Consider the following 14433-nt stretch of genomic DNA (forward strand, 5'->3'; position numbering starts at 1 on the left):
TGCTAGGACCGTGGTGCACGGACCAGTTCCGGCGGCACCGTGAGGTCCTCCGTGGCGTACAGCCCGGCCACCGCGGCGGGATCGTCGACGGCGCACACCGTGGCGATCCGGTCCATCAGCGCGTCATAGCCGGCGCCGGTCTCGCCCCGGTACGACGCCGCCATCCGTCCCCACTCGTGTGGTCCAGGCCCTTGCCGGGCTGGAAGTAGGTGGCGAACCCGCACCGGGCACGCGCCGGGATGCCGCGGTGCCGCAGCAGCGCGCAGGCGAGCACGGCGAAATGCCGGCAGGTGCTCGTCGGGGTGGACGACCAGATGGCGGACCAGGTCGCAGATCGGCACCGGCTCGTCCGGCAGGCGGTCGAGGGCGACCGGCGGGACGTCGCTCAGGTCGGTGAACGCGGCGGGCCGGGCGTAATCGGTGAGGTCCGTCATGCCGCGCAGGGTAGGCGCGGGGTGAGACATCGACGTGGGAGTGGTCACAAAGACCGTCGTCGCCAGCGGCTTGAAAGTTCAAGTCGCTCCTGACACGCTCGACTTGAACGTTCAACATCGACGTGGTGGCTGCTTCACCCGCATCCACCCATGGCCCTCGTCCACCTCGCCGGCCTGCGATCAGGCGGGAGGGGCCAGGGAAATCCGACCGGAGGAAACCGTCATGACCATAACCCTCGGACTGATCGGCGCCGGCATGATCGGCACCACGGTGGCCCGCCTGGCCGTTGCCGCCGGCCTGGACGTCGTCCTGAGCAACTCCCGCGGCCCCGGCGCCCTCGCCGACCTCGTCGCCGATCTCGGCGAGCACGCCCATGCCGGCACCCCCGCCGACGCCGCGAGGCAGGGCGACCTCGTGGTGGCCGCCATCCCGCTCAGCGGTTACCGCCTGCTTCCGGCGGCGGCGCTGGCCGGCAAGACCGTGATCGACACGCTGAACTACTACCCACAACGCGACGGCCGCCTGGCGGAGCTGGACTCGAACGAGCTGACCTCGAGCCAGCTGGTACAGCGGCACCTGGCCGACTCCGTCGTGGTCAAGGCGTTCAACAACATCACCTACATCAGCCTCGGCAACCGTGCACGGCCCGCGGGCCATCCCGACCGCAGCGCCCTGCCCGTCGCCGGCGACGACACCGCCGCCAAGGCGCGGGTGGTCGCACTGCTGGACACCCTGGGCTACGACGCCGTGGACATCGGCACCCTCGCCGACAGCTGGCGCAGCGAACCCAACAACCCGGTCTACGTCCGGCCCTACCTCGCCGGAGAGCCGCCCAAGGACCTCGATCCGGAGCGCGGCCACCGCTGGCACGTCACCAACCCCGGCGTCCCGGTTCCCGCCGACCAGATCAGGAAGCTCACCGAGTCCGCCGTACGCGGCAAGGCCGGCGGATACCTGCCCGGCCTGAAGAGCACCTGAGTGGCGGGTGGCCGATCGACCCACTCCACCGAGTGCCGTTGCGGTCCGGCTAGGGCGCGTCGCCGAAGCGGTGGAGCGTCCACCGCGCGGGCGGCCACCCGGCCGGATCGTCCCCGGTGACCCACTCGGTGACCGACGCCGGCGCGACCTTGAGGTCGAACGCCCGGTACAGCGGCTGGTCGGCCAGGACGTGGAACGAACTCTCCACCGTCTCGCCGTGGCCGACCAGCACCACGGTGCCGCCCCGGTGCCGGCCGGCGATGTCCAGGATCGCCCGGCCGGTGCGCACGACCAGCTCGGCCCAGGTCTCGTTGCCGGCCTCGAACGGGCGGAACACCCCGCCGCCCGGCACCGCGTGGTCGGCCTGGAAGCGGGCGACGGGCATCCCGTCCGCGTACGGCGGCGTGTGCCAGGTGCACAGCCCGCAGTCCGCCGCCGCGGTCACGCCCAGCGCGGCGGCGATCGGCTGCGCGGTCTCGGCGGCCCGCCGCAGCACCGACGAGTACACCGCGACCGGGCCGGCCGTACCGATCTCCCCGGCCAGCCGGTCGGCCAGGCGGCGGGCCTGGGCGCGGCCGGTGTCGGTCAGGCCCCGGCAGGACTCCGGGCCGCCGACCACGCCGTCGGCCGCGTGCACCGATTCGCCGTGCCGGACGAAGAGAAGCCGCGTCTGCATCCCGGCATGATCCCAGCCGTCCTCACCGGACGAGCGGCAGCACCACCTTGGACACGCCGAGCCGGACGCCGACCTCGGTGCCCGCCGGGTAGCGCAGCGTGTGCTCCCGGTCGGTGGAGATCAGCACCACGCCGATCCGGTGACCCGGTGCGAAGACGTGGTCGTCGGTCTGCAGATCCCAGGAGAAGGAGTACGGCCGGCCGGGTTCGATCGGCACGCTCCGGGCCGGCGACACCCGGTTGCGTACGTCGATCCAGCCCCGGGTGACCACCTCGTACGGCGTCTCCTCGGTGGCGTACCCGGTCCGCCAGAAGCATCCCGGGTCGGTCGGCGTCCCGGGGCCGATGCAGTCCTGGCCGGGCAGCCCCTGGAAGCCGGTGAAGCGCTCGGCGGTGCCGTAGTCGACCAGCAGCGCGGTCAGGTACGGCGACTTCCCGTCCAGATCCGCCCGGACGGTGATCCGTGGCGTCCCGGACAGGCGGACCGGCTGCTCCAGCGGTTCGCTCAGGTACGCGAGCCGGTGCGGGTCGGCGGACAGCTCGTCGGCGGCCAGTTCCTCGGCGGACCGTTCGGGGTCGTCGACGAACGCCTGCCGTCCGCCGGCGGCCTCCGGTCCCGGCTGCAGCGTCCCGGGCCGTCCGTCCGCGGACGGCCCGTCCAGCGTCAGCGCGGTCGGCTCGGCGCCCGGCACCGGCCAGGTGTCCGAGGTCTGCCAGGTGTTCGGCGCGACCTCGACGTCCGCCATCGGTTCACCCATCACGCCGTTGTCGATCCGGTAGAGCCAGTGGTCGAACCACTTGTGCAGGGTGTCCAGCCATTCCGCCCGCCGGAGGTTGAACGGGTCGGAGTGCGCGCCCTGATGCCACCAGATCTTGCGGGGTACGCCCCGCTCGGTCAGCGCGTCCCACCACTGGCCGGCCTGCAGGGTGCGGACGTTCTCGTCGTGCAGGCCGTGTACCAGGAACACGCTGGCCCGGACCCGGTCGGCGTCGTTGAGGTAGTTCCGCTCGTTCCAGAAGCGGCCGTAGTCACCGGTGACCCGGTCCTGCTCGCGCCCCAGCTCGGCGAGCACGTCCGCGCAGGCCGCGGGGCTCCGCCGGGTCAGCACGAACTCGGCCAGCACGTCGGCGTCCTCGCCGAGGAAGCCGCCCGGTGCCACCACGCCGCCGTTGGCCCGGTAGTAGTCGTACCAGTTGGAGATCGACGCGATCGGGACGATCGTCTCCAGCCCGCGCACCCCGGTGGCGGCGACCGCGTTGGGCAGCGTGCCGTTGTAGGACACCCCGATCATTCCGGTACGCCCGGTGGACCAGTCGGCGTACACCGGTGCGCCGACCCGGTCGTAGGCCGGTGCGCGTCCGTTCAGCCAGTCCACGACGGCCTTCATGCCGAGCGTCTCGCTCCGCCCGCCGGACGTCGGGCAGCCGTCCGAGCCGCCGGAACCGAGGCTGTCCGCCTCCACGTAGGCGTAGCCGCGGGGCACGAAGTAGTTGTCCAGGTAGCTGCTGAACACGACGCTGTCGGCCCGGGTGGAGCGGGTGCCGCCGCGGCGCCCGGTGCGGTCGCCCTCGCCGGTGCGATCGATGTCGTCGTGGTTCAGCACGTCCCGGACCCCGCCGAAGTACGGGCTGCCCTGGAAGATGACCGGCACCTTGAGGCCCTTGGCCGAGTCACGCGGGCGGATGATCCGGACCTCGACCCGGTCCGGCCGGCCGTCGGCGTCGCTGTCCACGCTGGTCTGCACCCAGATCCGTTCGCGGATCGCCTCGGCGTAGTCGTGCACCGGCTGGGTGGCCGGCTGGCCGGGTGCCGCGGTCGCCGGGCCCGCCCCGGCCAGCGCGGTGACGACGGCGGTGGCGACGGCGGCGCCCGCGCGGACGGCAGCCTCGATGGAACGCATGCTGAGCCCCCGTTGTGATGAGTGGATGACCGCATTATATCGTCAGGCATCGATGTTCAGCCGCCATCCGACGACATTCCCACCGGCGCGGTCCCGCCCGCGCCGGATCGGGCGGGCCGTCCCGCGGAGTCGCCACATCCGCCTCACCGATCCCGGACCGACCGGCGCCGCCGATGCCCTCAGCTCACGCCCCGCCCCGCCGAACAGACGATCGTGAGGATCCGCGGGAACACCACGCTGGCCCTGAGCACGGTTTCGGCGCTGGTCCTGATCGGCCTGGTCGCGTGCTATCTGGTCTATACCGACCGGGCGGCCGGCGACCGGCTGCGGGACGAGTTCGCCCAGCGCGCGGCGGTGGCCGGCGAACTGACCAGCGGCGCGTTCACCGCCAGCCACGCGCAGAACAAGGCCACCGCCGAGCAGCTGTTCGGCGGCGACTCCCGCTCGGTGCAGGCGGCGCTCGAGGCCGACGCCACGATGACGTTCAGCACCGTGTTGACGGCCGACGGCACGATCGTGGCGGGTCGGCCGGAAATGCTGCGCCGTGCGTCCGGCCAGGCGCTGGTGGCGACGGTCTTCAAGCTGGCCCTGGACCGGTCGACCATGGTCTTCGACAACCTCCGGAACGGGCCGAACGGTCAGATGCTTCTCTTCGGCGTGCCGTACCAGGCCGCCGGCGGAACCCGGGTCTGGATCGGCTCGGTGCCGCTGGAGACGATCAACGCGTTCGCCGCGAGTTACCTGTCCAGTTCCCTCGGACTGCGCGAGGGCCACGCCTACATCGTCGACGCCAACGGGTTGCTGATCGCCCGCACCGGTGCGGAGAAGATCGGCGCGCCGCTGCCGGAGGACCGCCTCGCCGCCGCGGTGCGCAACGCCGACGCCGGCAGGGTCGGCGAGGACTACTATGCGGCGGCCGGCGTCCCCGGCACCGGCTGGCGGGTGATCTTCGTGGCGCCGGAGCGGGTCCTGCTGGAACCCATCCAGCCCACCCGGCGGCTCGCCTGGCAGATCTTCGGCGCGTTCGTCCTGGCCATGGTGTGCATGATGGTCTTCGGCGTCACGGCGCTCACCCGGTCCGCGCGGCTGGCGTACGAGCGGCAGCACGACGCCCTGACCGGCCTGCCGAACCGGATGCTGTTCATCGAGCGCGTCGACCGGGCCCTGACCGAGCGGCGCCCGGCCGAGGAGAAGGTCGCGGTCCTCTTCATCGACCTGGACGGCTTCAAGCCGATCAACGACGCCTACGGCCACGCGGCCGGCGACGCCCTGCTGACCGCGGTGGCGAACCGCCTGGCCGACAGCGCCCGCCGCGGCGACGTGGTCTGCCGGTTCGGCGGCGACGAGTTCCTGGTGCTGTGCGCCGGCCTGACCGACGACCAGCAGGCGGTGGCGATCGCCGACCGGCTCCGCATCAAGATCGCCGACCCCTACCAGATCGAAGGCCACACGGTACGGGTGGGAAGCTCGATCGGCGTCGCCCTGCAGGACCGGAACACCGACGGCACCACCGCGCTCATCCACCACGCCGACCTCGCCATGTACCAGGCGAAGAAGGCCGGCGGCGAGCGCGTCGAGGTGTTCCGGACCGCCCCGGCGCCGGCCCCGATCGACGTGGACGCCCTGCTCCACCGCGGCTGACAACGGACCGGTGCCGTGACATGGTCCGGTGATGCGCCGGTCGGTGGATGCAGCGGCACCGTGGGGCCGCGTCGCCCTGGTGGCGGGTGCGACGCGAGGCGCCGGACGCGGCATCGCCGTTCAGGTCGACCACCTGGAGCCGGATCAGGTCCGGGCGCTGGCCGAGCGCCTCCGCACCGAGCACGGCGGCCTCGACGTGCTGGTGAATGACATCTGGGGCGCCGAACTCCTGAAGGGCGGCCCGGAGGCGTCACCCCGGTTCGTCGGACGGGCGGTGGCGGCGATCGCCGGGCACGCTGGAACCAGCGGTCGGTCAGCTCCGCGGAACTCTCCCGGGAGTACGGTTTCACCGACCTCGACGGCTCCCGGCCGGACAGCTGGAGCGCCCTCTAGAGGGTTCCCCTGGCGACCGGTGACTACCGGTTACCGGCCCGGGGTGAGCTGCGTGCGGCGCTCGTCGCCTGGCGCGACGCGCGCCGTACGGTCGGCCGCGCCGTCACTCCGGAGTCATGATCCGCGGCGGCGGACGTGGCGGCACCCCGGTGCCGGTGCGGCGACGGCGCCCGGCCGGGCCGGCGGGTGGCCGATCCGACCTCATCCGGGCAGGACGGCGGCCGACCGGCCGAGCGCGGCCAGGCGGTCGGCGGCCAGTGGCGTGCCCGCGTGCATCTCGGCATGCAGCGCGTCGAGATCGCCGTCGCGGGTCAGCCCGTCGATTAGGTGGCGGGCTGCACCGGGGCGGCCGGCGTCGGAGCGCTCGCGCAGTTCGGCCCAGTGTCTGCCGGCCGCCAGCAGCGCGTTGACCTGTTCGTCGGCGTCGCCGACGCCGTCGCGGATCACGGCGCTGACCATGGTGCGGTGGCACTCCCGGTCGAGGTAGTGGCGCAGCCGTTCCGCGGGCGGGACCCGGCCGCGCAGCAGCCGCGCGATGTCCGGCCGGCCCCGGCGGACGGCGCTGTCCGCCAGATCGAACGTGTCGTCCGGATGACGGTCGACGAGCGCCTGCCACGCCGCGTCCGGCAGCGGCTCGGTGCGCCGCCGGAGCCGGGCGTGCTGGTGCAGGTAGTCGGCGGTCCGGTAGCCGGCGGTGACGGCCATGCCGGCGCCCATCGGGGTGAGGCAGGCGGCCGCGCCGTGCAGGCGGGTGGTGGCGTAGTCGAGGGCGCGGTCGAGCCAGTCCGGCGGGGCGGCCGCTCGTTGCGCGGCGGTCAGATAGGCGGGCGCGGCGGCGGCCAGGTAGTCGCGCGTCACCGGGGTACGCGCCCCGACGCGCCGGGCGTCCAGCGCGGCCGTGACGATCGCCCGGCCGGCGTACTGTCGCGGGTCGGTGTTGTCGGCGTTCGCCCAGCGCCGGACCAGTTCGGGCCCGGCGGCGAGCACCTGGGTCACCCCGGCGTCGGTGCTGTCCAGGGCGATCCGCAGTCGCCGGTCGCCGGCCGCGAGGATCTCGGCGAGTCGGCGCTCGGCCGGGGAGAACTCATCGGGTACGTCGATGACCTGCGCCAGGCCGAGCAGTTCACGCTCCGCGGCGTACGGGTCGGGGTGGCCGGGGGTGCGCGGGGCGGTCCGGCAGTTGTACTCGTCCGGCCACAGCGTCGCGACCACGATCGCCCCGGTCGCCAGCACCGAGCGCATCCGGCCGGGCGGCACCGGGCACCGCTGCAGCTCGTCGAGCCACAGCACGGTCCGCGGCCCGGGCTCGCCGTCGCCGTCGCGGTCGCCGTGCAACAGCCACCACTCCGGCAGCGCCTCCCGCACCGCCTCGAACAGCGCCCGCGTCTTCCCGGTCGACGAACCGCCCCGCAACAGCACGAACGCGCCCGGCCGGAGCATCCGCCGCAGCTCGGCATCGAAGTCCCTGGGCACGTAGTCGGGCAGCGCGTCGGCGCCGGCCGACGTCTGGATCGACGGGTGTACGCCGAGCCGCCGGGCCACCGCCGTACGCACCCGGACCGCCCCCGCCGGACGGCCCGGACGAGCCGCCGCGGTCCGGTCCTGCGCCGCCAGCCAGGGCCGCTGCGCCGGCTGGTCGAGGCCGCACGCGGTGAGGAATGCGGTGACCGTCTCCCGGGTCGGCGTGGACCTCCCGGTGAGGAGGTCGCCCAGCGTGCTCTGCCGCAGCGCCGGGTGCGCCCGGACGAGCGCCTTGTAGGACCGCTTCCCGCGCAGCGCGTTCAGCGCCGCCACGAACTGGTCGGGAGTGCGCACGTGGTCGGGGTCCGGAGCGAGCACCGGACCACGGTAGGCGCGGGCCCGCCCAGGCTGGAACACCAGATAGCCGGATTCACCGGTCCGGGCGGGTCCGGACCGGTGGCCGGACCCCCCGAACGACCGCGAACCTGATGCCACCCACCACCGTGAAGGGAATCCGGATGCACGACTACCTCCAGCTCACCGGCGACGTCCTGTCGGTCGCCGCCAGCCTGCTGTCGCTGGCCCTGGCCGGCCGGGCCGGCGAAGCAGGAACCAACCACCGAGTGGATGCCGCGGGGTCAACCGCTGTCGCCGGCGTAGCGTGCGCTCACCATCCAGACTTCGAGCATCGCGACCCCGGCGAGCACGTAGGTCAGGGTGCCGTCCTCCAGCGCGACCACCACCAGCGCGCCCGCCGCGAACGAGAGCATGGCGGTGAGGACCACTGACCACAAGGTCGGCATCGTCGACGCGCCCGCGGCCGGCACCGGAAGCGCGGAATAGTAGATCACCACGAAGATCAGCAGGCCGTTGACGACGGGTGACAGCCAGGACGGGAACGTGTCCCAGTCGCCGACGATCATGGCGGCGACGGCCGTCACGGTTGTCGACCGGCCGAGCCGGGTCATGAACCGACGACGTTCCCGGTGCGCGATGGTCGTCTCCGCCATACCGTCATGGTCGGCCGCGGACCCCCGATGTCGTCCGTACTGTCACCCTTGTGACCCCGTCGGAGCGCCCGGCGCGGCGGATCGGCGGGGGGTGCCGAACTCCGACTGTGGTCGGATGGCAGGTCGTACCGGAGTGTTTACCCTGGTGGGCGTCATGCATACTCCCGAACGCCCCACGCTGCTCCAGGATGCCGGGCTCGCCGTGGGTGTGGCGGCGGTGAGCCTGTTCTTCGCGTACCCGAGACCGGGGATCATGGCCGTCGTGCTCGCCATGTGCGCTCCGCTGGTGATCCGCCGGGCGTACCCCAGGGTCGCGCTCGCGACGCTGACCGTCGCGGCGCTCGTCCACGTTGTCACGCAGGACAGCCCGACCGTGTCGGTGGTGGCCGTGCCGATCCTGGTGCACAGCCTGGCCCGCTGGTCGACGACGGCCGACGCGCGGGCCGGGCTGGTGATCGCGCTGGCCGGCGCCGTGCTGGGGCCGGCCCGCTGGCTGACCGACCGGCCGGAGGAGGCGACCGTCGCGGGCTGGGCGACGTCCGTCACGGCGACCGCCGGGATGGTCCTCACCGTGTTCGTCGCCGGCCGGCGTGGCCGTGACCGTGACGAGCGGGAGGCACAGCGGGAGCGGGAACGGGCCGAGCGGCGACGGCTGGAACTCGCCGAGCACGAGCGGGCCCTCGAGGCCGCGGCGGCCCAGGCACGCACCGCGGTGGCCCGGGAGGTCCACGACATCATCGCGCACTCGCTGTCGGTCATCGCGGTGCACGCCGAGGGCGGACGGGCGCTCACCGCGCGGCATCCGCAGCGTGCCCCGGAGGTTCTGGAGACGATCGCCGAGACGGCCCGGGAGTCCCTCGACGATCTGCGGGAACTGGTCGCCATGCTGCGCGGCGGTGGACCGGCGGCGGCCGGCCGGGCGGGTGCCAGTTACCGGCCGGCGCCCGGGATCGGCGACCTCGACGAGCTGGTGTCCCGGCTCGACGGCCGGGTCCGGCTGCAGGTCCACGGCAACCGGCGGCAGGTCGGTCCGGTGGCCGGGATGACGCTGTACCGGGTGGTCCAGGAAAGCCTGACCAACGTGCTCCGGCACGCCGGACCGGGCGCCGCGGCGGACGTCCGGCTGGACATCGGGGAGCGGGCGATCGATCTCGTGGTCCGGGACGACGGGTACGGCGCGGCCTCGGCCACCGACGGCCGGGGCACCGGCCTGGCGGCGATGCGGGAGCGGGTCCAGCTGCACGACGGCACCCTGACCGCCGGGCCGCGCGAGGGCGGCGGGTTCGAGGTGCACGCGGTCCTGCCGGCGCACCGCGCGACGGCGGGACCGGGCAGGTGACGGTCGGCATTTTCCTCGTCGACGACCAGCGGCTGGTCCGCGACGGGCTGCGGATGATGATCGAGGCGCAGGACGACCTGACCGTGGTGGGCGAGGCCGGCGACGGCCGGGAGGCCGTCGCGAAGCTGCGCGGGGCCAGCGCCGACGTGGTGTTGATGGACGTCCGGATGCCGGTCATGGACGGCGTCGAGGCGACCAGGCGGCTGTCCCGGCTCGGGCACCCGGCGCGGGTGCTCATCCTGACCACGTTCGATCTGGACGAGTACGTCTTCGCGGCCCTGCGCGTCGGCGCGGCCGGGTTCCTGCTCAAGGACGCCCGGCAGGAGGACCTGCTGGCGGCGGTACGCGGCGTCGCGGCCGGCGGCTCGGTCGTCGCGCCGTCCGCGACCCGGCGGCTGATCGCCCACTTCGTCGACCGGCTGCCGGGCGGGCCCGCCCCCGACGACGAACGCCTCGGGCTGATCACGCCCCGGGAGGCCGAGGTGCTCGACGCGATCGCGTCCGGCGCCACCAACGCCGAGATCGCGGCCCGGCTGCACATGGCGGAGGGCACGGTGAAGACCCACATCGGCAACCTGTTGTCGAAACTGCAGTGCCGCGACCGGGTCGCCCTGGTGCTGTTCGCGTTCGAGGCCGGTCTGGCCACACCGGACCGGCGGTAGCCCCGGCCGCGTCTGCCACTACGGTCGCAGGCGCGGTGCCGAGGACCGGACCGTGGGCCGATCTGGTTCCACCCGTGGCTGCATACGTTGGGGCACAACGCATCCGCAGCGACAGACGGGGAAATCATGACCGCGCACAGCTCCGCCGTGGACCACCCACGGCGGCCGGACACGGCAGCCGCGGCCGCCGCCCGGGACCTCACCAAGACGTACGGCACCGGCGACACGGCCGTACCCGCGCTGCGTGGTGTCACGGCCGCCTTCGGGCGCGGGACGTTCACCGCGGTGATGGGCCCGTCCGGCTCCGGCAAGTCCACGTTCATGCACTGCCTCGCCGGGCTGGACCGGCCCACCGGCGGCCACGCGTACATCGGTGATCAGGACCTGTCCGCCCTCGACGACCGCCAACTGACCCGGGTCCGGCGGGACCGCGTCGGGTTCGTGTTCCAGTCGTTCAACCTGCTTCCGACGTTGACGGCGGCGCAGAACATCCTGCTGCCGCTGGATCTGGCGGGCCGCCCGGCGGATCCCGCCCGGCTCGCGAGCGTGGTGGACTCGCTGGGTCTCGGTGACCGCCTGGACCACCGCCCCGCCGAGTTGTCGGGTGGGCAGCAGCAGCGGGTGGCGATCGCGCGGGCCCTGGTGACCGGGCCGGAGGTGGTCTTCGCCGACGAGCCGACCGGCGCCCTCGACTCCCGGACCGCGGCGACGCTGCTGGACTTCCTGCGCCGCTCCTGCCGCGACCTGGGCCAGACGATCGTGATGGTGACGCACGACCCGATCGCCGCGTCGTACGCCGACCGGGCGTTGCTGCTCGGCGACGGTCTGATCGTGGACGAGCTGCACGATCCGACCGCGGACCTGGTCCTGGGTGCGATGCGGAGGCTCGCCGCATGACCACCGGCCGCCGGACCCGCTTCCCGATGGCCCGTAACGCATTCGCCGAGTTGCGCCGCAACCCGCGCCGGGTGATCGCCGTGGTCGTCGCGATCATGATCAGCGTCGGTTACCTGACCGCGTCCGTGACCGTCCTGGCGGGGGAAACGGCGGCGTTCGAGCGGAGCGTCATCGCCCGGACCGCCGAGACCGACGTCGTGGTCACCGTGGGCACCGGCGACCCGGCCCGGCACGCGGACCTGGTCGCCCGGATCACCGACGTGGCCGGGGTCGCCTCGGCCGACCTCAGCTTCCTGTCCCACGGGCGGGTGACCGGCTCCTCCGAGTGGGTGCAGCAACAGTCGCTCCCGGCCAACCCGGAGCTGCGCTGGACCGACCTCACCGAGGGGCGCTGGCCCGGGTCGCCCGACGAGATCGTCCTGACCACCGCCACCGCGCGGCAGCTCAACCTGGACGTCGGCGACCGGATCACGATCAACGACGGCAACTCCTCGGCGACGCTGACCGTCACCGGCCTCACCCACGAGGGCAACCAGCTGCTCTCCGGGCTGGTGCAGTTTTCCTTCGTCGCACCGTCGTACTACTCCGCCGCCACCTCGATCCGCACGTCGCGGCAGACCGAGATCCTCGTCGTCGGCGACGGCACGGTTCCGCCGGACCGGCTCGCCGAACGGGTCACGGCGGTGACCGGCGGCAACCGGGTGGACGTGGAGACGTCCGCGGCGTTCATCCAGCGCAAGATGGCGGAGAAGACCCAGGGCGTGGTCATCTTCCAGCTTCTGCTGCTGGTGTTCGGCACGGTCGCGCTGCTGGTCGGCGGCATCATGATCGTCAATACCTTCCTGATCCTGGTCGCGCAGCGGCGCCGGCAGATCGGGCTGCTCCGGGCGGTCGGCGGTCAGCGCGTCCAGATCCGGCGTGCATTGCTGGCCGAGGCGACCGCGATCGGCGTCCTCGGGTCGCTGCTCGGCGTCGGGCTCGGTGTGGCGCTGTCGGCCGTGGTCGCGGTCGTGTCGGGCGGGCCGCTCAGCGTGCCGGCCGGGCAGGTGACCGCCGTCGCCGTGGTGGGGGTCGCGATCGCCGTGGGGTCGGTGCTGGTGCCGGCGCGGCGGGCGGCCACGATCGCACCGCTGGACGCGCTGCGCACCGTCCCCGACCAGGCGGCCGGGCGGCGCACCTCGCTCGTCCGCCGTACCGGGTCCCTGGTCCTGGTCGTCGGAGGGCTGACTGCGATCGGCGTGGGCCTCACCGGCCCCGCCTTCGCGCTGCTGTACTACCTCGCCGGGTCGTTGGCCTGCGCCGTCGGGCTGCTCTCCGCCGCCGGGTGGTACCTGCCGGCGCTGCTCCGTGGCCTGGGTGCGCCGCTGCGCCGTACCGGCCCGACGGCGCGGCTGGCCGCTGACAACGCGGTACGCAATCCCGGCCGTGCGGCCGCGACCGGTGCCGCGCTGATCCTCGCCGTCGGGCTGGTCGTCGCCCTGCAGGTCGGCGCCGCCAGCATGAAGGCGACGGCGGACCGCAACCTGGACGTCCGCTTCCCGGTCGACGTCACCGTGTCGATGTTCGACGGACCGCTGCCGGCCCGCACCGTCGACGACGTCGCCGCGGTCGCCGGGATCGCCGCCGCCGAAGGGGTACGGTCCACCCGGGTCACCGTCCGGGGCGGCGGGAAACCGATGTCCGTGCGGGCGCTCGGTCCCGGCGCCGAGGCGATGGCCATGGTGTCGGTGCCGCGCCGGCCGATCACCGCCGGGGTGGTTCTCGCCGACCCGTACCTGCTGTCCGACGCCGGCATCCGGAACGGCGGCCGGGTCACCGTCACCGGCCGGTCCGGGTCGGTCACGCTGCCGATCCGGTCCGACCACCTGGCTCCGGCCGACGCGCTGATCGTCGCACCCCGGGTGCTCGCGGCCCTCGACGGCGGTGCACCGGTCGGCACGGTGTGGGCGCGGGCGCGACCGGGTGCCGACATCACCGAACTGCGGTCGCAGCTGCGTACCGTCGCGGAGCCGCTCACCGGCGCGGAGGTCGGCGGCGGGCTGTCCGCGAAGGCCGTCTACCACACGGTCCTGGACCGGTTGCTGGCGCTGACCACCATGCTGCTCGCGGTGGCGGTCCTGATCGCGCTCGTCGGCGTCGGTAACACCCTCGGCCTGTCGGTGCTCGAACGTACCCGCGAGTCCGCGCTGCTGCGTGCCCTGGGGCTGCAACGCCGGCAGCTGCGCCGGATGCTCGCCGTCGAGGCGGCCGTGCTCAGCCTGGTCGGCGCGGTCGTCGGCATCGCCGCCGGAGCGTTCTTCGGCTGGGTGGGCACCCACGCGGTCAGCGGGGAACTGAACTTCGAGCCGGTCCGGTTCGCCATGTCGGCGCCGCAGACCCTGGGGGTCGCCGTCGTGGCCGTGGTCGCCGGCGTCGCCGCTTCGGTGCTGCCCGCCCGGCGGGCGGTCCGGGCGACGCCGGTGGACGCGCTCGCCGAGACCTGAGCGGGTCGGGCGCCGCTCCCGGCGATGAACGGGCGTCCCGCCGCCGGGTCAGGGCTGCCGGCTCAGCGCAGGCGGGTCCCGGCCGCGGCCAGGAAGAGGGCGAACGCGGTCCAGGTGAGGACGGCGCGGACCCAGTTGAGCGCGAAGTAGCGGCGCCGGACGTCGGTCCAGTTCGCCGGGACGGCCTGCGGGTCCCAGCCGAGGATCACGTCGTAGGTGGGTTCGGAGAGGAACCGGGAGATCAGCAGCGGGCCGGCGACGGTCAGGGCGAGCCCGGCGCCGGTCAGGGCGAAGGCCGCGTCGCCCCGTTCGTCCCACAGTCCGGCGACGGCGACCGCGGGCGCCACCACGAGTCCGACCACCAGGACGTAGTTGGTCGGGGACCGGCGGGCCACGGGCAGGAAGCGGCGGAGGTCGGCGGCGAAGCCGGCGCCGTCCCGGGTGGCGAACATGGGGTGCAGGATGGTGGTGAGCGTGAGCAGCAGACCGGACCAGAGGCCGGCGAAGACGATCGACAGGCCGAGCCAGAGTTCAGGTTGCACCGCGGTACCCCCGGAT

The 14433-nt window shown here is 73.7% G+C and carries 12 protein-coding genes and 1 pseudogene; 7 read left to right on the top strand and 6 right to left on the bottom strand.

The genetic code is table 11. The features are described from left to right. Positions 1–2: 2 nt before the first annotated feature. Positions 3–434 carry a hypothetical protein gene (locus LDL48_RS45355; protein WP_255627209.1) on the bottom strand — a complete coding sequence of 144 codons (432 nt, stop codon included), beginning with the start codon at positions 432–434 and terminating at the stop codon, positions 3–5. A 223-nt stretch (positions 435–657) separates the two neighbouring features. Between LDL48_RS45355 and LDL48_RS02790 the strand changes: the two genes are divergently transcribed. Further along, entirely contained in the window at positions 658–1413 is a 756-nt protein-coding gene (locus LDL48_RS02790) for an NADPH-dependent F420 reductase (protein WP_225253361.1), read from the top strand. Positions 1414–1462: 49 nt separating this feature from the next. On the opposite strand, the gene LDL48_RS02795 is transcribed toward LDL48_RS02790, so the two are convergent. Further along, positions 1463–2089 (bottom strand): histidine phosphatase family protein, encoded by a 627-nt coding sequence (locus LDL48_RS02795; protein ID WP_225253362.1) that lies wholly within the window; start codon positions 2087–2089, stop codon positions 1463–1465. Positions 2090–2111: 22 nt separating this feature from the next. Then, positions 2112–3989, bottom strand: a complete 1878-nt coding sequence (locus tag LDL48_RS02800) for a Xaa-Pro dipeptidyl-peptidase (protein ID WP_225253363.1) — start codon at positions 3987–3989, stop codon at positions 2112–2114. Positions 3990–4202: 213 nt separating this feature from the next. On the opposite strand from LDL48_RS02800, the gene LDL48_RS44380 reads away from it, so the two are divergent. Together LDL48_RS44380 and LDL48_RS44990 are read left to right on the top strand one after the other, a co-directional pair. After that, the gene (locus LDL48_RS44380) at positions 4203–5630 is read left to right on the top strand and encodes a sensor domain-containing diguanylate cyclase (RefSeq protein WP_225253364.1); all 1428 of its coding nucleotides are present in this window, start codon (positions 4203–4205) and stop codon (positions 5628–5630) included. 31 nt (positions 5631–5661) lie between these two features. Continuing rightward, positions 5662–5862, top strand: a pseudogene (locus tag LDL48_RS44990) (hypothetical protein); the annotation flags it as partial. Between the two features lie 362 nt (positions 5863–6224). On the opposite strand, the gene LDL48_RS02815 reads toward LDL48_RS44990, so the two are convergent. Then, entirely contained in the window at positions 6225–7862 is a 1638-nt protein-coding gene (locus LDL48_RS02815; protein WP_225253365.1) for a hypothetical protein, read from the bottom strand. A gap of 260 nt (positions 7863–8122) precedes the next feature. Further along, entirely contained in the window at positions 8123–8494 is a 372-nt protein-coding gene (locus tag LDL48_RS02820; RefSeq protein ID WP_225253366.1) for a hypothetical protein, read from the bottom strand. A gap of 154 nt (positions 8495–8648) precedes the next feature. Here LDL48_RS02820 and LDL48_RS02825 point away from each other — a divergent pair, with 154 nt between their 5' ends. The 4 genes from LDL48_RS02825 (at position 8649) to LDL48_RS02840 (ending at position 13875) form a co-directional block, all read left to right on the top strand. Continuing rightward, positions 8649–9833: a sensor histidine kinase gene (locus LDL48_RS02825; protein WP_225253367.1), complete on the top strand. Its 1185-nt coding sequence runs from the start codon at positions 8649–8651 to the stop codon at positions 9831–9833. Then, positions 9830–10495 carry a response regulator gene (locus LDL48_RS02830; protein ID WP_225253368.1) on the top strand — a complete coding sequence of 222 codons (666 nt, stop codon included), beginning with the start codon at positions 9830–9832 and terminating at the stop codon, positions 10493–10495. The genes LDL48_RS02825 and LDL48_RS02830 overlap by 4 nt, the downstream gene beginning before the upstream one ends. 126 nt (positions 10496–10621) lie before the next feature. Then, positions 10622–11392 carry an ABC transporter ATP-binding protein gene (locus tag LDL48_RS02835; RefSeq protein ID WP_225253369.1) on the top strand — a complete coding sequence of 257 codons (771 nt, stop codon included), beginning with the start codon at positions 10622–10624 and terminating at the stop codon, positions 11390–11392. Then, the gene (locus LDL48_RS02840; protein ID WP_225253370.1) at positions 11389–13875 is read left to right on the top strand and encodes an FtsX-like permease family protein; all 2487 of its coding nucleotides are present in this window, start codon (positions 11389–11391) and stop codon (positions 13873–13875) included. Before LDL48_RS02835 ends, LDL48_RS02840 begins: the two co-directional genes overlap by 4 nt. A gap of 62 nt (positions 13876–13937) precedes the next feature. On the opposite strand, the gene LDL48_RS02845 is transcribed toward LDL48_RS02840, so the two are convergent. Beyond that, positions 13938–14417, bottom strand: coding sequence for a hypothetical protein (locus tag LDL48_RS02845; protein WP_225253371.1), 480 nt, complete (start codon positions 14415–14417; stop codon positions 13938–13940). Between the last annotated feature and the right edge of the window lie 16 nt (positions 14418–14433).

The sequence above is a fragment of the Jidongwangia harbinensis genome, assembly GCF_020216025.1.
GTDB classification, from domain to species: Bacteria; Actinomycetota; Actinomycetes; order Mycobacteriales; family Micromonosporaceae; genus Actinoplanes; species Actinoplanes harbinensis.

What these genes read in the sequence shown, in the direction of transcription:
- LDL48_RS02825 (WP_225253367.1), top strand. Translation starts at nt 8,649, where the DNA reads ATGCATACTCCCGAACGCCCCACGCTGCTCCAGGATGCCGGGCTCGCC.
- LDL48_RS02790 (WP_225253361.1), top strand. Translation starts at nt 658, where the DNA reads ATGACCATAACCCTCGGACTGATCGGCGCCGGCATGATCGGCACCACG.
- LDL48_RS02795 (WP_225253362.1), bottom strand. Translation starts at nt 2,089, where the DNA reads ATGCAGACGCGGCTTCTCTTCGTCCGGCACGGCGAATCGGTGCACGCG.
- LDL48_RS02835 (WP_225253369.1), top strand. Translation starts at nt 10,622, where the DNA reads ATGACCGCGCACAGCTCCGCCGTGGACCACCCACGGCGGCCGGACACG.
- LDL48_RS45355 (WP_255627209.1), bottom strand. Translation starts at nt 434, where the DNA reads ATGACGGACCTCACCGATTACGCCCGGCCCGCCGCGTTCACCGACCTG.
- LDL48_RS02820 (WP_225253366.1), bottom strand. Translation starts at nt 8,494, where the DNA reads ATGGCGGAGACGACCATCGCGCACCGGGAACGTCGTCGGTTCATGACC.
- LDL48_RS02800 (WP_225253363.1), bottom strand. Translation starts at nt 3,989, where the DNA reads ATGCGTTCCATCGAGGCTGCCGTCCGCGCGGGCGCCGCCGTCGCCACC.
- LDL48_RS02840 (WP_225253370.1), top strand. Translation starts at nt 11,389, where the DNA reads ATGACCACCGGCCGCCGGACCCGCTTCCCGATGGCCCGTAACGCATTC.